12 protein-coding genes and 1 pseudogene are annotated in these 19339 nt (G+C 62.1%); 9 read left to right on the forward strand and 4 right to left on the reverse strand.

The features are described from left to right. Positions 1-4 precede the first annotated feature (4 nt). The 3 genes from ACOOEX_RS09310 to ACOOEX_RS09320 are packed head-to-tail and all read right to left on the reverse strand — an operon-like array spanning position 5 to position 3724. Complete coding sequence (locus tag ACOOEX_RS09310) at positions 5-1390, reverse strand: pyridoxal phosphate-dependent decarboxylase family protein (RefSeq protein ID WP_420398138.1); 1386 nt, start codon at positions 1388-1390, stop codon at positions 5-7. A gap of 35 nt (positions 1391-1425) precedes the next feature. Continuing rightward, a complete protein-coding gene (locus ACOOEX_RS09315; RefSeq protein ID WP_420398139.1) occupies positions 1426-2490 on the reverse strand; it encodes a bifunctional transcriptional activator/DNA repair enzyme AdaA in 1065 nt (354 codons plus the stop codon). 49 nt (positions 2491-2539) lie between these two features. Next, positions 2540-3724, reverse strand: a complete 1185-nt coding sequence (locus ACOOEX_RS09320; protein WP_420398356.1) for a pyridoxal phosphate-dependent aminotransferase — start codon at positions 3722-3724, stop codon at positions 2540-2542. Positions 3725-3988: 264 nt separating this feature from the next. Here ACOOEX_RS09320 and cysS point away from each other — a divergent pair, with 264 nt between their 5' ends. The 7 genes from cysS to ACOOEX_RS09355 all read left to right on the forward strand — a co-directional run bounded on the left by cysS (position 3989) and on the right by ACOOEX_RS09355 (position 16179). Beyond that, positions 3989-5356, forward strand: coding sequence for a cysteine--tRNA ligase (gene cysS, locus ACOOEX_RS09325; protein ID WP_420398140.1), 1368 nt, complete (start codon positions 3989-3991; stop codon positions 5354-5356). 67 nt (positions 5357-5423) lie between these two features. Continuing rightward, on the forward strand, positions 5424-7046 hold the full coding sequence (gene cimA / locus ACOOEX_RS09330) for a citramalate synthase (protein WP_420398141.1): 1623 nt from the start codon (positions 5424-5426) through the stop codon (positions 7044-7046). After that, positions 7043-7813 carry a squalene/phytoene synthase family protein gene (locus ACOOEX_RS09335; protein ID WP_420398142.1) on the forward strand — a complete coding sequence of 257 codons (771 nt, stop codon included), beginning with the start codon at positions 7043-7045 and terminating at the stop codon, positions 7811-7813. The genes cimA and ACOOEX_RS09335 overlap by 4 nt, the downstream gene beginning before the upstream one ends. 57 nt (positions 7814-7870) lie before the next feature. After that, positions 7871-8836 (forward strand): GAF domain-containing protein, encoded by a 966-nt coding sequence (locus tag ACOOEX_RS09340; RefSeq protein ID WP_420398143.1) that lies wholly within the window; start codon positions 7871-7873, stop codon positions 8834-8836. 122 nt (positions 8837-8958) lie between these two features. Continuing rightward, entirely contained in the window at positions 8959-10479 is a 1521-nt protein-coding gene (locus ACOOEX_RS09345) for an aldehyde dehydrogenase family protein (RefSeq protein WP_420398144.1), read from the forward strand. Between the two features lie 211 nt (positions 10480-10690). After that, positions 10691-15505 carry an ankyrin repeat domain-containing protein gene (locus tag ACOOEX_RS09350; protein ID WP_420398145.1) on the forward strand — a complete coding sequence of 1605 codons (4815 nt, stop codon included), beginning with the start codon at positions 10691-10693 and terminating at the stop codon, positions 15503-15505. After that, positions 15484-16179, forward strand: coding sequence for a hypothetical protein (locus ACOOEX_RS09355; protein ID WP_420398146.1), 696 nt, complete (start codon positions 15484-15486; stop codon positions 16177-16179). The genes ACOOEX_RS09350 and ACOOEX_RS09355 overlap by 22 nt, the downstream gene beginning before the upstream one ends. A gap of 582 nt (positions 16180-16761) precedes the next feature. Here ACOOEX_RS09355 and ACOOEX_RS09360 read toward each other — a convergent pair. Further along, positions 16762-17221 (reverse strand): annotated as a pseudogene (locus tag ACOOEX_RS09360) (transposase); the annotation flags it as partial. A gap of 71 nt (positions 17222-17292) precedes the next feature. Here ACOOEX_RS09360 and ACOOEX_RS09365 point away from each other — a divergent pair. Then, entirely contained in the window at positions 17293-17973 is a 681-nt protein-coding gene (locus ACOOEX_RS09365; RefSeq protein ID WP_420398147.1) for a hypothetical protein, read from the forward strand. 284 nt (positions 17974-18257) lie between these two features. Beyond that, positions 18258-19202, forward strand: coding sequence for an IS481 family transposase (locus ACOOEX_RS09370; RefSeq protein WP_420398148.1), 945 nt, complete (start codon positions 18258-18260; stop codon positions 19200-19202). The last annotated feature ends 137 nt before the right edge of the window (positions 19203-19339 follow it).

The following is a 19339-nucleotide window of genomic DNA, read 5'->3' on the forward strand; positions in this document are numbered from 1 at the left end:
CCGTCTATCCAAGCAACTCTCGCAGGACCGTTTCCACCATCATCACGTCCTCGCGCGTGCAGTCGAAACTGCCCGCCGTCATGCGGATGACGAAGCGGCCCTCGTGGCGAGTCTGGGTCAGGTAGACGCGGCCATCGGCGTTGACCTTCTGGATCAGCGCCTCGGTTGCCGCATCCCCGTCGCGATGCGCGAAGGAAAAGAGCGCCAGCCGGGGCGAGGTCACGATCTCCAGCCCGGGGATCGCCGCCACACGTTCCGCAAGTTCCGCCACCCAGGCCACGTGATTGCGCAGCCTTTCGCGCAGCCCCTTCAGCCCGTAGGCGCGCAGCACGAACCACAGTTTCAGCGCCCGGAAGCGGCGGCCAAGCGGTACGGTCCATTCGTTGAAATCGGTGATATCGCTGCTTTCCAGTGTCTCCAGATAATCGGGCCTCAAGCCAAGCGTGCGGATCTGCGGGGCCGGATCGCGCAGGAACTGGACGGAGCAGTCGAACTGCACCCCAAGCCATTTATGGGGATTGAAGACGATCGAGTCACAGGCCTCGGCCCCAGCCCAGAGAGGCCTGAATTCCGCACAGATCATCGCCGACCCTGCCCATGCCGCATCCACATGGGTGTAGAGCCCCTCGTCCTGCGCCACCGGCAGGCAGGCGGCGATATCGTCGAAGGCCCCGACCGATGTGCCGCCTGCACAGAAAATGACACCGGCGGGCACCAGTCCCGCCGCCCGGTCCTCGGCAATGGCCTTGGCCAGCGCCTCGGGAGCCATCGACAGATCGTCCCGCGTGGAGATCTTCACCAGGTTTTCCTGCCCGATCCCTGCAAGGCGCACCGCCTTGTCAACGGAACTGTGGGTCTGGGCGGACGCATAGATGCGCAAGACCGGCTGGCCTGACAGCCCCTCGGCCAGCCCGTGCCAATCGAGTGCCCGTTCGCGCATGGTCAGCACCGCCGACAGTGTTGCCGTGGTGGCCGTGTCATGGATCGTGCCGGAAAAGCCTTCTGGCAGGCCGAGCCCCGCGCGCAGCCATTGCACCATGCGTTCCTCGATCTCGGTCGCGGCGGGCGAGGTCTGCCACAGCATGCATAGCGCGGCGATGGAATTCGCCAGCTGCTCCGCCAGCATCGAGGCGGGCGAGGCATTGGACGGGAAATAGGCAAAGAACCTGGGGTGCTGCCAATGGGTCATGGCACCGGGCACGATGCGTTCGAAATCGGCGAAGATGTCGTCCATCGGTTCGGCTGTTTCCGGGGCCTCGGCCGGCAGCGCTTCGCGGATCGAGCCAGGAGTCACATCAGGGCGCACGGGCCGGTCGCGTAGCGTGGCGTGATAGTCCTGCGCCCATGCGGCGGCCCTTGCGGACCATTTCGGCAGATCGTCGTGGTTCATTGCGGCATCTCCCTTCACCGGAAATGCTTATCATGTTAAGCGAACATCGCAAGCCCAGTGTAGTGACGTTCGATATCGATCAGCCGCCGTTTGCGCCAGAGCCCGCCGCCATAGCCCGTCAGGCTGCCATCTGCCCCGATCACCCGGTGACAGGGGATCAGGATCGCGATGCGGTTGGCCCCGTTGGCGCGGGCGACGGCGCGGGCGGCCTCGGGGCGGCCGATCTGGGTGGCGAGGTCGGAATAGCTGCAGGTTTCGCCCGCCGGAATGCGCTGCAGCGCGTCCCAGACCTGCTTTTGAAAAGGCGTGCCACCGTGGGCAAGCGGCACGGTGAAACGTGCGTTTTGCCCGTCCATGAAGGCCGCCAGCTCCTGCGCCGCACGTTCGGTCGGGGCAGGGCGGCCGAGCCCCAGATCGCCTTTCGCGTCGCGCCACAGGGCCTTCAACTCGGTCGGCAGGGCCTTGCGGTCGGCAAATTCCAGCAGATAGAGCGCCCGTTCATCGCTGACCGCCACCATGGGCCCAAGCGCGGTGTCGATCCAGTCCGCCTGCAACCGCGCGCCCGCCCTCAGGCTGCCCGGCGCAACCCCCAGAAGCCGGGCGAACCCGGCGCGGAAGGCAGAGGGGCTTTCAAACCCCGCATCGAGCTGCGCCTCGGTCACGCTGCCCGTATCGCCAAGCGCGGTGAAGCCTTCACGCAAGCGCCGCTGGCGGGCCATGTCGAGAAAGCTCATCCCGAAATGGCGTTTGAACGCACGGCGCACGGTCGAGGGGTCATGGCCCATGGCAAACAGATTGGCCTCGCGCCAGCGTCGGGCAGGATCGCGGTCGAGCGCGGCCAGCAGGGTTTCGACCAGCGGATCGCCGCTCTGGTTCAGGGGGTGGCATCGTTTGCAGGGGCGAAACCCCGCCTCCAGACAGGCACCTGCCGTGGCGTGGAAGGCGCAGTTCTTGCGCAAGGGTTTCCGCGCCGGGCAGGTGAAGCGGCAGAAAATACCCGTGGAGCGCACCGCCACATAGGCGCGCCCGTCATAGGCCGGGTCCTTCGCGCAAAGCGCGGCATAAAGCGTGTCGGGGTCGGGCAGGTCGAAAAGGGTCATGACGCGACCCTAGCCGATTCCGCTCGCCCGTGACGCCGGTTTTCGGGCGTCAATCCTGCAGCGCCCCGGCCCGTTCCCGGGCGAAGTTCAGCAAGGTCGCCACCGCCTCGCGCAGACGGTCGTCCTCCACCGTCAGGGCCACGCGGATATGCCCCGCCGCCGCCTGGCCGAAGCTTTCGCCCGGCATCACCGCGATTTGGTGCTGTTTCAGCAGGGCAAAGGCGAAGTCCTCGCCGCTAAGGCCCGTCGCACGGATATCCAGCATGGCATACATCGCCCCCTGCGCCGGAATCGCGCGCACCACCTGCTGCTCTGCCACCAGATCGAGCACCAGCCCTCGACGGCGGCGGAAAGGTTCCGCGATCCGCGCCTCGAACTCTTCGCCCAATTCCAGCGCGAAGAGCCCCGCGGACTGCACGAAGCCCGCGACGCCGTAGTTCGTGTTGGTGGCCAATTGGATCAGGTTTTCCGTCACCTCCTCGGGGGCCACGATCCAGCCGCAGCGCGACCCGGTCATCGCGTGGCTTTTCGACAGCGACCCGATCTGCATCGTCCGATCCGCCATGCCGGGCAGGGTGCGCGGGCTGATATGCGGGCCTTCCCAGACCTGCGTGTCATAGACCTCGTCCGAAATGAGCCAAAGGTCATGATCCTGCGCAACGCGGACGATGCCATTCATGGTTTCCGCGCCATAGACCGCGCCGGTGGGGTTGTTGGGCGAGTTGATCAGCAGGGATTTCGCACCGGAGGCCAGCTTGGCAATCTCTGCCGGATCGGGCTGGAACCCATGGGCCGAGCGCGCCTTCACTGCCACGGGCACCGCGCCGACAGACCGGATGGTGCCGGGATAGGTTGCGTAATAGGGGTCGATGAAAAGCGCCCGGTCGCCCTCGTCACAGGCCGTGTGATGGGCCATGAACAGCGCTGCCTGTCCGCCCGGTGTGATCATCACGTTGTCGCGCGTGGTTTTCAGACCAGATCGTTCCGTCACCCGCTCCGCCACCTTGTCGCGCAGCGCGTCGATGCCGGGGATCATGGCGTAGCCAGTGTTGCCACCCTTGGCCGAGGCATGCATCGCCTCAAGGATCTGCGCGTCGGTGCGGATATCATGCTCGCCAATGGTCAGTTCGATCACGTCGGTGCCGTTGCCGATCATCCGGCGGGCTTCGTTGAAAAGCCCCCAGCCATCATCGCCATCCCCGTTCAATGTCGAAATACGCCGTGATTGCCGCATCGCCGCACCTGTCCGTCTGATCATGATTCCAAGGCCCCGAGGGGCGCAGATCATTCGACCGATGTCAACGTCATGTCCGGCAGTCTGTCGGAAGGGCTTGGCAGCGCGGCAGAAGCGGTCTAGGGTCGCGGCCATGAACGCAACGCTCTGCATCAACTGCTGCATTATTACCGGCTGACATCGTCAGGGCGGACCGTTCGTTGCTTCCAAAACAATACAGAAGTTGATAGGCCCGCCCGCGAGCGCCCCTCGTGAGGAACAGGCATGACTACGATCAGGTTTCACAACACCCGCACCCGCCGGAAAGAGGTCTTTGAACCTCTCGATCCAAAGAACGTGCGCATGTATGTCTGTGGCCCCACGGTCTATGACCGCGCGCACATGGGCAACGCGCGGGCGGCGGTGTCCTTTGACGTGGCCTACCGGCTCTTGCGCCATGTCTACGGGGCCGATCACGTCACTTATGTGCGCAATTTCACCGACGTGGATGACAAGATCAATGCCAAGGCCGCCGAGACCGGGCGACCGATCAGCGACATCACCGCGGAAACGACCCAGTGGTATCTCGACGACATGGCCGCTTTGGGCGTGCTGGAACCCAACCAGATGCCGCGAGCGACCCAGTATATTGCGCAGATGGTGGCAATGATCGAGACATTGATCGCCAAGGCGCATGCCTATGCCGCTGAGGGGCATGTGCTGTTTTCGGTCAAAAGCTACCCTGACTATGGCCGGCTCTCGGGCCGGTCGGTCGATGACATGATCGCAGGCGCGCGGGTGGAGGTAGCCCCTTACAAGCGTGACCCGATGGATTTCGTGCTGTGGAAGCCCTCGTCCGACGATCTGCCGGGCTGGGATAGTCCCTGGGGCCGGGGGCGGCCCGGCTGGCATATCGAATGCTCCGCCATGGCCTATGAGCTGCTCGGGGAGACCTTCGACATCCATGGCGGCGGCAATGACCTGATGTTCCCCCATCATGAAAACGAGATCGCCCAAAGCTGCTGCGCCCATCCCGAGGGCGGCTTCGCGCGCTATTGGCTGCATAACGAGATGCTGCAGGTCGAGGGCAAGAAGATGTCCAAGTCTTTGGGCAATTTCTTCACCGTGCATGACCTTCTGGAGCAGGGTATTCCGGGCGAAGTGATCCGGTTTGTTTTCCTGCAGACCCATTACGGCAAGCCGATGGACTGGACCGCAAGAAAGGCCGAGGATGCGGAGAAGACGCTGCGGAAGTGGCGGACAATGATCAGAGGTGTTGAGGCATCTGCTCCGACGACCATTGCAATTGACGCGCTTGCCGATGATCTGAACACCGCTGGTGTCATGGCAGAACTGCACCGGTTGGCCGGGGAGGGGGACGCAGCGGGGCTTAGGGCAACAGCGGAGTTGATCGGGCTTCTAGAGGATCATCACGGTGCCTGGGCCGATACGGAATCGGTCGATCTATCCGCACTTGAAACGCGCATGGCGGAAACGCGCGCCGCGGCAATGGAAAGCAAGGATTTCTCCGAAGTCGATCGGCTCAAGACCGCACTGATCGACGCAGGGGTAGAGGTGCGCATGTCCAAGGCAGGTGTGGAGTTGGTCCCGACCCCGAAATTCGACGCTTCCAAGCTGGAGGGGCTGACATGAAGAATTTTCCAGAAAATTCTTCCGGTCTGAAAAATCTTCCAGAAGATTTTTCCTGCGGAGGCACCAAATGACCAGTTCCCGCCTCTATATCTACGACACCACGCTGCGCGACGGGCAGCAGACGCAGGGCGTGCAGTTCTCCACTGCCGAAAAACAGACCATCGCGACCATGCTCGACAAGCTTGGCGTGGACTATATCGAGGGCGGCTGGCCCGGCGCGAACCCCACCGACAGCGCCTTTTTCGACGCAGCCCCCCAGACCCGCGCCATCATGACCGCCTTTGGCATGACCAAGCGCGCGGGCCGGTCGGCAGAGAATGACGAGGTGCTGGCCGGTGTGCTGAACGCGGGCACCGGGGCTGTCTGCCTCGTCGGCAAGACGCATGATTTCCACGTGGAAACCGCGCTCGGCATCACCCTGCCGGAGAACATCGACAACATCGCGAAATCGGTTGCTCACCTTGTGGCGCATGGGCGCGAGGCGCTCTTTGATGCCGAACATTTCTTTGATGGCTACAAGGCAAATCCCGCCTATGCGCTGGACTGCCTGAGGGCCGCGCTCGACAATGGCGCGCGCTGGATCGTGCTGTGCGACACCAATGGCGGCACGCTGCCCGAGGAAATCGGGCGCATCACGGGCGAGGTGATCGCGGCAGGCATCCCCGGCGACCGGCTTGGCATCCATACCCATAACGACACGGAAACCGCCGTGGCGGGCAGCCTGGCCGCCGTCGAGGCGGGCGCGCGGCAGATACAAGGTACGCTGAACGGGCTCGGTGAACGTTGCGGCAATGCGAACCTCACGACTCTCATCCCCACGCTTCTGTTGAAGGAGCCTTATGCCAGCCGCTTTGACACGGGCATCACGCTCGACGCGCTGACCGGCCTGACCAAGATCAGCCGAACGCTCGATGACATCCTCAACCGCGTGCCCATGCGGCAGGCGCCCTATGTGGGCAGTTCCGCTTTTGCCCACAAAGCGGGGCTTCATGCCAGTGCGATCCTGAAGGATCCGACAACCTACGAACATATCGACCCCGCGACCGTCGGCAATGCGCGCATCATCCCGATGTCGAACCAGGCGGGCCAATCGAATCTGATCCGGCGTTTGGCAGAGGCCGGGCTGACCGTCGAAAAGGGCCACCCGGCGCTTGGCACCATCCTTGAGGAGATCAAGGCGCGCGAGGCGGAGGGCTATTCCTACGACACTGCGCAGGCGAGTTTCGAACTGCTGGCGCGACGGGCGCTTGGGCAATTGCCGAGCTTCTTCGAGGTGAAGCGCTACAAGGTCACGGTGGAGCGGCGCAAGAACAAGTACAACAAGATGGTGAGCCTGTCCGAGGCCGTTGTGGTGGTGAAGATAGGCGACCAGAAGATGCTGTCGGTCAGCGAAAGCATGGATGAGACCGGCGCAGATCGGGGGCCTGTCAACGCGCTTTCCAAGGCGCTGGCGAAGGATCTTGGCCCCTACCAAACCTATATCGACGATATCAAACTGGTCGACTTCAAGGTGCGCATCACCCAGGGCGGGACCGAGGCCGTGACCCGCGTGACCATTGACAGCCAGGACAGCAGCGGGCGGCGCTGGTCTACCGTGGGTGTGTCGCCCAATATCGTCGATGCAAGCTTCGAGGCGTTGCTCGACGCCGTGACGTGGAAACTGGTCCGCGACGGGGCACCGGCAGCATGAGCTTTCAGGCCTGCGCGGAGCTGGTGGAACGCGGTGATCCCGACCGCTTCATGGCCACCATGGCCGCGTCGCCGGAGGCGCGCACCGTGCTCTTCCCGCTCTACGCGTTCAACCTGGAGGTTGCGCGCGCGCCATGGGTCGCGTCCGAGCCGATGATTGCCGAAATGCGTCTGCAATTCTGGCGTGACGTGGCGGAGGAGATCGGGCAGGGAAAACAGCCCCGCGCGCATGAGGTGGTGGAGCCATTGGCACAGGCCGTTCAGCCGGAAAACGCCGCGCTGCTGGATGACCTGATTGCCGCGCGCCGGTGGGATATCTACCGCGATGCCTTTGAGGACGAGGCCCATTTCGACCGCTACATAGACGCAACCGCCGGTAACCTTGCCTGGGTCGCGGCCCGCGCGCTTGGCGCAGCGGCTGAAGCGGAAACCGCCGTTCGCGATATGGCCTGGGGTGGTGGCGTTGCGGGGTTTCTGCGGGCGGTGCCCGAGTTGGAAACGCGGAGCAGGGTGCCGCTGCTAGATGGCAGGCCGGAGGGCGTGAAGGCCTTGGCGGAACGGGCGCTGGCTCGGTTTCGACAGGGAAAGGCTGCGCAAGCTGACATTTCTGCTGCCGCAAGACCCGCGCTTTTTGCTTTCTGGCAGGCGGAACCGATCCTGAAAGCCGCGCGCTCCAATCCTCGCCGCGTGGCCGACGGCGCCTTGGACGCCAGCGAGTTTTCCCGGCGGGCACGGCTATTGCTGGTGTCGATGACCGGCAGGCTCTGATCCACCCTGTTCCCACCACATCAGCTTTGCCCTAGGATGCGCCGAGGGAGGAGCATCATGGCCAAGGCCGATCATCACATTACGCGCGTTGTCGAAACCGCAACCGATCCGGGCGCAGCGGCGCGGTCGCGGCTTGCGGCCTCCTGGCGCCGGTCGCTCGATCATCACGGGCTCGACCCCGGCCAGCGTGACGGGGTGCAGCGGATCACCGATACGGAGCTGTCGCAGCGGCGTGAAAAAGCGGAGGCGATGCGGCGCATCGCGACGCCCAAGCTCGACACGCTCTACCAGCTTGTCGGCAGTTCGGGCTGTGGCGTCCTGCTCACCGATGCAGAGGGCGTAGTGCTGGACCTTCGCGCCGCCGATGGCGACCAGTCGGTGTTCGACGCCTGGGGGCTGACGCCGGGGTCCGATTGGTCCGAGGCGTCGGAAGGCACCAATGGAATCGGCACCTGCATCGCCGAAACCCGACGTGTCATCATCCACCGGGACGAGCATTTCCACGCCCGCAATACCGGCATGAGCTGCATCGACGCGCCCATCTTCGGGCCGGAAGGCGAGCTGATCGGGGCGCTCGACGTGTCCTCCGCACGGGCCGACCAGACCGAGGCGTTCAACCGGCTCATTGCCGCGCAGGTGGCGCAGACGGCGCGCCAGATCGAGGTGGACAGTTTCCGCGCCGCCTTTCCAATGGCGCGCATCATCGTGGCTGACAATGATGACAGCGAGGCGGCGATGCTCTTGGCGGTGGACCGTGACGATATCGTGCTTGGGGCCACACGGGGCGCGCGCAAGGCGTTCGGGCTTGGCGCATCGGGGCCGATCCGGTCAGTCCCAGCATCCGACCTCTTTGGCCGGGACGACGGGCCTTCAGGGTTTGAAAAGGCAGAACGCGCCGCCGTGATTCGGGCCCTGTCGCGGGCCGGTGGCAATGTCTCACAGGCCGCCCGCGCGCTTGGCGTGGGCCGTGCGACGCTCTATCGACGGATGAAACGGCTCGGGATCGGGGAAAACACGGGCTGACCTGTCTCAGGAGTGAGACAGGTGCGAGACACCGGCTACTGCCCCCCGGCTGACAGTGCCCGGTCCGATTTGCAGATTTCTTCCATTCCCGGCGGAGGACCGGGACGACTGGAGGAACTCTCATGAATGAAATGACGCAAGTCTCGGGCGGCTACACCTCGCCCTTCAAAACCCGCTACGACAACTTCATCGGCGGCAGCTTCGTCGCCCCCGTGCAGGGCAAGTATTTCGACAACATCACGCCGATCACCGGCGCCAAGGTCTGCGAAGTGGCCCGCTCGGGTGCCGAGGACGTGGAGCTTGCGCTCGACGCCGCTCATGCCGCGAAAGACGCCTGGGGAAAGACCTCGGCCACCGAACGCTCCAACCTGCTGCTGAAGATCGCCGACCGGATCGAGGAAAACCTCGACCTGATCGCCACCGCCGAAACCTGGGACAACGGCAAGCCGATCCGCGAAACAACGGCCGCTGACATCCCGCTGACCGTCGATCACTTCCGCTATTTCGCCGGGGTCCTGCGCAGCCAGGAAGGCAATATGAGCGAGATCGACCACGACACCGTGGCCTACCACTTCCACGAACCGCTCGGTGTCGTGGGCCAGATCATCCCGTGGAACTTCTCGGTCCTGATGGCCGCGTGGAAACTTGCCCCTGCGCTTGCTGCTGGCAACTGCGTGGTGCTGAAACCCGCCGAGCAGACACCCGCCGCGATCATGGTGCTGGTGGAGGTCATCGCCGATCTGCTGCCCGCCGGTGTTCTGAACATCGTGAACGGCTACGGCGCAGAGGTCGGCGCAGCTCTGGCCCGAAGCCCGCGCATTGCCAAGATCGCCTTCACCGGCTCGACCGAAACCGGCCGCAAGATCATGCAGGCAGCGACCGAAAACCTGATCCCCGTCACGCTGGAACTGGGCGGTAAATCCCCCAACATCTTCTTTTCCGACGTGATGGCCGAGGATGACGCGTTTCTTGACAAGGCTGTGGAAGGCTTCGTCCTTTTCGCCTTCAACCAGGGCGAGGTCTGCACCTGCCCAAGCCGCGCGCTGATCCAGGAAGACATCTACGAGGAATTCATCGCCCGCTGCATCGAACGCGTGAAAGCGATCAAGCAGGGCGACCCGCGCGAGATGGAGACCATGGTCGGCGCACAGGCCAGCCAGGAGCAGCAGGACAAGATCCTGTCCTATCTGACCATCGGCGTCGAGGAAGGCGCGGAAGTGCTGACCGGCGGCGATGCGGCGCGTTTCAATGGTGATCTGGCAGAAGGCTTCTACATCCAGCCCACGATCCTCAAGGGCCATAACAAGATGCGCGTTTTCCAGGAGGAGATCTTCGGCCCCGTCGTGTCGGTAACGACCTTCAAGACCGAGGAAGAGGCGCTCGCCATCGCCAATGACACCATGTACGGCCTCGGCGCCGGGGTCTGGACCCGCGACGGCACCCGCGCCTACCGCTTTGGCCGCGATATCGAGGCGGGCCGTGTCTGGGTCAACAACTACCACGCCTATCCCGCCCACGCGGCCTTCGGCGGCTACAAGCAATCGGGCATCGGGCGCGAGACCCACAAGATGATGCTGGACCACTACCAGCAGACCAAGAACATGCTGGTCAGCTACAACCCCAACAAGCTTGGCTTCTTCTAAGCCTGCCTTGAGGGTTTGTATCCCTGCTGCCGACCGGGATCCCCTGGTCGGCAGTTTTCATTTACGCACGAAGGGCGGATTTCCGGGGCCAAAAAGAACCGTGCCCGACGGTTGATGAGAAGATGATCAGTCCGCGTTCGCCTTGGTTGATGCAATATCGAAATGAACTTAACCTTTCTTCATTTAGCGAATACATGGGGATTCGGGTGTTGTGGCAATTTCACTGAGTTCGATTCTGCCCGGCATCCCCGCGGCGGCGGCATTGGTAGAAAGCTATAGTCCGGGACTGCGCAAGCGCGTCTTCGACCGCCTGATTTCCCGTCTTTTCGTGTGCTCAGGTGTTCCGGAAAATCACGTCGTCAAGCGTACATTCCGCCTTGCTTGGGTCGAGGCGACTCGCGATCTGCTCAAGCATGCGCTGAATGTGGCGGAAACCTACGGCGGAAACGAGTTCAATGCAGGTCTACCGGAATTTGCGCGGCTGCTGCGCGAGGAACTCGAGAACGAAGCGGACCGGGCGCTCGACGAAAGCAGGAAACGTGACCTCGGCGAGAGCCCGATCGACGCCCATTTGGAAGCCTTCGTTTCATTGCTGGGCAAACACCTTGCTATAGGGCTCGACAGCAAAGAGCTTGACGATCTGGGTATCGGATTCACATCGGTCATCTCTGAATTGACCGGCTGGGAGCCGGATCAAATCCCCCAAATCGTCAAAACGCTTGCACGCGACGGATATCGCGTGGGCAAGGGCGCATCTCGGGATTTCCCTGAACGGGTGCTCGATATGCTGGCAAGCTTCATGCAGAATCCGGAAAAATATCCCAAGTCCGGTCCGACCCTGCTTGCGGCACTGACGACATTCCAGAACGATGAGTTGAAGGTGCTGCTGGCAAACCAGCGCGAAGAGTTGGCCGAACTGACCGGTGACTCTCAGCTTGCCAATACTCTTCAAAAAGACCTCCCAGAAATGGAGAGGCGGCTAACCGAAATCCTCGTCGAAATCCAAAAAGAAATTCAACGCATCAGGATTGGGCTAGCTCCTGAATTCGGCAAGCAGGCAGACCCGCTCTCGGACGGCACGTTTTCGCTCCGATCCGAGAACACCGTGGTCTTGGCCTGGTACGAGGATGGAGGCGAATGGTGGGAGAAATGCGCAAACCACCTGCGATCGGCACTCGATCGGATCGGGCCGGGATACGAGCTGGCCCCACAGGCTTGGGACTTCAATAGGTTCGATCTGCGCACCCCGCAGGGTAGAAGCCATGCGCTGACCGGTATGTGGGCCGGGTTCAATCAGGCCAAGGGCCCCAGTCACGCCGCGAGCCTGGTGCGGATCGGAACGTCCTTGTCAGAGCCCATCCCCTGTGGCGGGCAGTTCGAGGATCGACTGGACGATCTGGGCCTGCTTGCCGACGGGGACGCGGGCGGTCGGTTCTTCGTCGCCGATGGCATGGAGCGAAAAGACCGTCGCAGCGCAATCAGGTCCGGCCAAATCCCGATAACCTTGGAAACACGACTCATTCTGGAAACATGGCTTGCCAAGCGACCGCTTCTGGTTCTGTACGGGACCGGGAACCACCCGCGTGAAACCGAGGTGGATACGCTTCTGGAATGGCTCAACGAGGTTGGCATCCAGGCATATGGACTGGAGCAGATCCAGCACGATGACGGTTGGGCCCTGCCATTCGTGCGAGACATCTTCGGTATCCCCGCGTCGCAGATACCCAACCCCTACCGGCGCCTCGATCACTACCTTCCCGAGAACGCGCAACAGTTCTTCGGGCGTGACAGGCAGACCGACGAGGCCCGTCGCTGGCTGCTGACACACCGTTCCATCCTGTCGATCAGCGGCCCGAGCGGGGTGGGCAAGTCTTCGTTTCTCAACGCTCGGGTGGCTTCCCTGGCGTCCGAAGCGGGCTACGAGCATTTGATCTTTCGACCCACCGACCTGCCGGTCGGCCATGTCGGGGGCACTCCGATCCGGGCCTTTTGCGAGATGCTGGCCGATCGACTGGACCTCGGAAGAGTGGATCATCCGCTGGTCGTTATCGCCGATGCCGAGCGCGCCCGCGCAGCGGCATTGGAGTGGATCGAGCGTTCCCTGCCTCAAGAACGGCGCCTGTTTGTGGCGATTGATCAGTTCGAGGAAATCGTCGACAACATCGCCAACGATCTTGACGCCGATTGGTGGCGCGCTCTGCTGTCGCTCTTGGCGGAACTTGTGGACAGCCGCGCCTTTCCGTTGGCGATCACGTTGGAAGACAGCCGCCGGGCAATCTACGACACGCACATGGTCGGCACGGTCTATCACGGTGCCTTTGAAATCAGCCTAGCGGACGATGACGAAGACTTCGCCCGCGCGATCGTCACGGCCCCCTTCGCCGATGCGGGGTTCATTCTCCACGATGAGGTTGTGGAGCGGTTGTTATCGGAGTTTCACACGCATCCCGAAGGCGAAAGCGACACGGGCGGTGCCGGAGCATCGTCGTTGCCGCTGCTGGCGCTGAAGCTTTACAGCCTGTTCGATCACCTGTGCCGCACGCCGGTGCTGGCTGCAAAATCGGCCAAGCGGGTTTTCGGCGAAGGCGGAGCCGCCATCACATTGAACGATATCGAGCCCTTCCCGCTCAGCATAACCGAAGAAATCAAGAACCTGGCAGATCAGGCTTGGGCCGAGACGGACGGCGGCACGGAGGCCGACCTGGGCGCGTTCCTTCGGCCCTTCATTTCGGTTGTCCCCGGCGAGGATGGTGGCGATGCACAGACCGGGCGGCTTGTACTCAACTCCGTGCCCGCGCGACCATTCTACAGCACCGCAAACCGGCAAGCGGCGTTTCTCCAGCGCCGTCTTATCGTGCCGACTCCCGGCGGCTACCGTCTGACCCATCAGGCGGTGATTCACAGATGGCCCTTTGCAGCGGCCTGGTTTCGGAAGGAGGCGACAAGCATCCTGCGTCAGGGCTTGCTATTGCAGCGTGCCGAAGAGTGGGACCGGAACGGACGGCCAAACATTCAGGCCGCAACGGAAGAGGACGTTGCACTGGCGGCCAGCTATCTTTCGCTGCGTGCTGTTGATTGGGCAGTGCTTTCCCCAAACCTATCCGACAGCGAGCGGCGCGAACGCGATTTCGTGATGGCCGTGTTTGCAACCTCCGATGACGCGGGTATTGCGGTCGAGAGCAGCGAAACGGGCAGCCGCTACATCCACATTGCCGCCAACTACGGTATGATAGATCAGCTTCATCGAATGCTCGACAAAGCACCCGACAGTGTCAATCTGCAGCGCGACGACAAACGGACGCCCCTCGCGAACGCCGCGTGGAACTGTCATGAAACGGTGGCATTTCTGCTTGAAAGGAACGCCGACCCGCACCTGCCGGATAATGCTGGCTTCACGTCGATAGATTCCGCAATCTGGGGCGGAAACGATGCCGTCTTCGGCCTGCTCCTTGGGAAGACTGACCCGGAAAAGGCTCCGGAACAGCGGATGGACCCGCTCTATTCGGCCGCCCGATGCGGTCGTCTCGACTATATCCTGAAGCTCGAGCAACACGGTTTCCGGCACGATGCGCCGTCCCTCCACAACCTCGACTCTCTGATGGGCGCGGCGATGGGCGGTGATGCGGCTGTTTTCGAGTATTGCCTTGAGCGTTGCGACGTGACCCGACGGTCGGATCAGGGTCTGTCGGCCTTCGACTTCTCGGCGTCAAACGGCCACACGGGACGGATGCTGTCGATCCTGCAACGTCCTTCCGGGGCCTCCTGCCTGGACAAGGGCCCCGATGGGGTCGGCCCTCTCATGCGAGCGGCTGGTGCCCTGCAACCACGCGCCGTAGACTTCCTTCTCAAGGCCGGTGTAAACCCGAACGAGCAGTCCGAAGAAGAGGACACCAAAGGTCGTTCGGCGCTGCATTTCGCCCTCGACTGGCTGGCAAGGCACGGAGGCCCGGCCCCGCGCTTCGTGGCAGACCAGACGCGCGATACGCTTCGAACCCTTCTGAAGAACCCGAAGCTCGATGTCGGCCTTGCCGACGACAAGGGTATAACGGCATTTGAGATGGCCCGCCATCACGCGGGTATCCAAGCGTTGCTTGCGGAGCATCCCAACTTCGCGCCTGCCGCGATCCCGGCGGGAACGGACACGCCGCTGCATTCGGAAATCAGGTCGCTCGCCAAGGCCATAGGCGAAAAAGACGTGCAGGCCCAATCCGATCGCATGGCACGCATCAAAGAGATGTTGGCAGATGCGCGATATCTCGACATCCTGTTTCAGCCCGGGGCCGAACACAGTGTTCCGGTGATCGAACTGATCAAACTCGGTCTCGGCGACGACATCTTGGCCTTGATCGAGGCGGGTAAGGTTGCCTCCTGGCCCGAAGCGCCCGGATCCGCGATCCTTCCTGCGGCATGGCAACATCAGCACGCGGGTCTGATCAGGGCAGCCACAAATCCCTTGCCGGACACTGTCAGCTTGGAACAGGCCACAAGCCTGGCCGCCGTCCTGAGCGATGTGAAAGCGCCCAATCTGATGAACGCCTTCGACCCGGAGTTTTCCGTCCTTTCGACCTGCATCGCCCGTTGCCCCGATCCCCGCAAAGCTCGGACCATCATCATGATCCGCGCCGCACAGCTAGGGAATCTTGCGTTGTTCGACCGGATGCTGGCCGACGGCGCCGATCCCAAGGAGACGGACGATTGGGGGCGCGACGTGATGGCGCGCGCCAGCGACTACATCCGAAACAACCGCGCGGACGCAGTTGCCAGTGCATCGGCCAAAGCTGTCAGCGCAGGCGAGGCGGCATCTCCTCCTGCGCCTGCCCCAGACTACCGGAGCGTTCTGGCGGCGGGCGACCTGTCGAAGATCCGAAAACTATTGAAGTCCCTGCCAGAAGGCACGTTCCCGGACGATTGGGGACGGATGCCCGCCGATTTCGTTCCCGATACCCTGCAGGCTGCGGTACTCAAGCTTCAGAAGAATGGTGACAGCAAAGGAAAGGGCAGATCATGGAGAATGTTCAGAAAGTGATACCAGCCCTGGATTTCTTTCATCCCGGGTATTCGGGTTGGCAGGACTACGAGAATGGGGTTCCCGAAGCGCTACGCTTGGCGTTGCCAGAGCTCGATTTCGGCGATGGGTTGACCATAAAGACGCAGACATTGCCGTTCTATCCGGATTGCGCGTTCCTCATGGTCAAGAATCCCAGCTGGGAGCCTTCGAATCTTTTCATCTACGCGCTGAGAAAGGGCGAGGATGTTGTTTGGCTCAATGGCACATCACCGGGTATTCATCAGTTCAACGGGGCAGGGAACATTGCGCTGACGGACGAGAACGCTCTGCAGTACCTCCATTTCTTCTGTTTCTTCGTGCGCGGCAAGGAGGGACCATTCTATGTGGTCAACTCTCTTGATGCGCCGTATTTGATCAGCCAACTTGACGCCGGGGCAAATAACGATAAGACCTTGAGGGCGATGTTTGAGGCTCGCTATCAATCGCCTCGTGGTTTCGGAACGACACCGGACGGAAACCGGCGCTACTCTTTGCTGGTCATGTATTCCAACGCATTCTTCATTGCGGATTTCGAGCTGAAACCGAACGGTATGGTAGAGATGCGAGATGACACGCCGATAATGTCCGATTTACCCGCGAAGATCGACGCACCATTGACACCTTTGGCGACTTCAGGCGACGGATCGAAATGATGCAGACCTCCTCCGGGGGAGGGGTCGCAAGTCTTTCGACCGCTTTGTGAAATAGACGCGTTGTTACTCTCCCAGGTTTCAACCCCAGGCCCCGTTTGCGTCCGAACGCCCGATCGACGCCCCATCTGATAGTCGGACGCCGCCGATCTGCTGCACCCTCTGACGTTCAATCGCGTTGTTCCGGGGGACGCGGCGCCAGAGGTGCTAGCGACGGCTTCGTTTCGCGATACTAGTGGCGGAGACGTCCCCACTTGTGAAGCACAACTGCGCCGAAAAATGTGCACCAAGTCAAGCGGACCAAGGTCATATGAAAACGCAAAAAAAGCGCCGACTTCCAGATGGCTATACTTGTCTTGGGAAGGGTCAACTGGTGCCCGAAGTGGCGGAGAGACAGTCCGTCATAAACGACCCTATTGCATTTTTTTATCAATTAAAACAGAGGCTTGAAGCCTTGACTCGAAAAGGATGTGTAGCAATTTGTGTAGCAAATTCAGCATGATTGGGCTGCGTTTACAGGCTTCGTATAATTGAGCTGTGCTACATTTTCCACAAGACACGCAAAAAGCCTAAACTCATCAGGCTCGCGGCCAGTGCTTCCTGGAAGTCGCCTGTCGAGATGCCGCGCAGATACAGGAACCGGTAGCAGCGCATCAAGGCTACGTGAGCGGCACGCCCATTTCGGCAGGATCGCTGAGGTGAACCGGATCTTCTGGTCGGCTGGCACGTCAGTGGCGCGGTCGCGAACATTCGGTCGTTGAACGTCGAGCGCCCCGATCCCGGTCTGGGTGCTGCGCTCCGGCCCGTAACCATGTCGCACAACGCGCTGGCGGCCGTCCGGCGGGAGGTCTTCTGCGTATTCCGCTACGAAGGCGTCGGCTTCGGCCCGCAGCGTGGCAGCCAGCATGCGGCGCGCCCCATCGCGCGCAATCGCGGTCAGCGGGTCATCGACAGATTCCCGCTGACGAAGGGCGATGATGTCTGTTGACTTCTCCATGGCGTATCGTTCTTCTTGGAAGTTCTGGCAGGCTTGATCACCCGCCACGATACGCCACCCTCTCAAATCCCGTCACCCAGTGTCACGCATAGCTCCTGCCACACGAAAGGAAATCAACGATGCTGATCGGCCTTGAAAAAAGGTTCGTGTTTATCGCCAACACTAAAACCGGTTCAACCTCGATCGAACAGGCCCTGGCGCAGTACGCAGATTTCCAGCACGTCGGCACGCCCAAACGAAAGCACATCGGCATACGCGACGTCCTGAACGAATACCAATGCGTGTTCTCACAGCCGGGGAGCGGGCCCGAAACCTTTTTGAAATTCGGTGTGATGCGCGACCCGGTGGACTGGATCGTTTCGTGGTTCCGCTACCGCAAGCGCGAAGGTGAGCATCAACGCCTTCCCATCGACATGACGCTTGAGGAATTCTGGGAACGGCGAGACTGGACATTTCAAAAGCAGGGAGGTGTGAAAAACCTGCAAAAGACGCGCTTTACGTCTGAAACCGGCGAGGTGTTGATGGATCGGATCATTCCCTTCCCCGAGCTTGCGCCACAATTTGCAGCGATTTGCGATAGTCTTGGGATCAAAATTCCGCTTCCAAAGGCCAATGTGAGCAAGATTCGTGCGTTGGACGTGCCAATCTCGGTCAATCTGCGCCGCAAGATCGAGCAGTTCTTTGAAGAGGATTACGAACTTTACAATCGCTTGGATGAACTGAACGCACGACCGGCCTCTGATGAGCGACAACCATGTTGGCCGCCATCGTCAACCAAGATGGCCGGTGGCCGCAGATGAAGGGCGGGCGTAGGTCGACCGTAGTCTGGGGCCACCAGCTTCGCTGTCTTCGTGGGAGTAGGTGCTGGCCGCTGCTTGCCGGTAGGGTCGAGATCTCTGCAACTAACAGGTCGCTGAAATAGTCTCTAAGCTGGAACGCTTTCCCTTCATCAGGGCTGGGTCGGGGAATTGCGATGTCTGTCAGCGCGTTCGGCATACGTGCCTAGTTGTGAACTCTCAGTAGGTTGTTCATCCGATCCGGGGTTAGGCTGCAATCGCCAAACTCCAGCCGAGGATCCCGAAGGATGAACAACCCACATCAAGGTGCCCGTCTTACCGTTCATAGTCGAGAGTTGATCGTTGCCCGCCGGGCCGAAGGGCGGCCCGTGGCGCAGATCGCCGCCGAGTTCGGGGTATCGGAGCGCACCGTCTACAAATGGCTCCGGCGCTTTCGCGAGGGCGGCAAGGCGGGGCTCGGGGATGGGGCAAGCGCTCCGGCCAGGTCCCCGCGCCGGTTGGGAGAGGGGCAGATCGCGCTGATCCTCGATCTCAGGCGCCGGTTCCGGATGACCTCTGCAACCATCGCGCACCGCCTCGGGCTGGCCCGCGCCACCGTTGCGCGCTGGCTCGCCCGCCACGGGTTGGGACGGCTCAAGGCCCTCGATCCGCCGCCGCCCGCACACCGCTACCAGCGCGAGCGGCCCGGCGAGATGATCCACATCGACATCAAGAAACTCGGCCGCTCCGACCGCCCCGGCCACCGCGCCACCGGCACGCGCACCGGCTGTCGCAACCGCGGCGCGGGCTGGGACTTCGTCCATGTCGCCGTAGATGACGCGACCCGGCAGGCCTATGTCGAGGTGCTGCCCGACGAGACGAAGGAGACGGCCACTGCCTTCCTCACTCGGGCGCTGGCCTGGTTCGCGGCGCGCGGCATCCGCGTCGAACGGGTGATGACTGACAACGGCTCCTGCTATCGCTCCAGGCTGTTCGGCCAGGTCCTCACGGCGCGTGCCATCCGCCACATCCGAACCCGCCCCTATACGCCCCGCACAAATGGAAAGGCCGAGCGCTTCATCCAGACCCTCCAGCGCGAATGGGCCTACGGCGCCACATATGCCAGTTCCAACGCCCGTAACCGAGACCTCCCGAGGTGGCTTGACTGGTTCAACGCCAGAAGACCACACTCAGCCATCAAAGACCAAACCCCGGCCCAAGCTTTGAACAACCTGTTGAGAAGCCACACCTAGTGCGGTTCTTCCGCGTCACACAGCCAGCGACCGGGGCAGTCTTGCGAGGTGGTTGGCGGCCATTGCCAGGATGAACCGCGACCAGACGCGATCGACGCCGCGATACATGGTCTGAGCCATCACCTGCGCACGGGCAC

This window comes from Nioella sp. (genome assembly GCF_965215655.1).
In the GTDB taxonomy this organism is placed as follows: Bacteria; Pseudomonadota; Alphaproteobacteria; order Rhodobacterales; family Rhodobacteraceae; genus Nioella.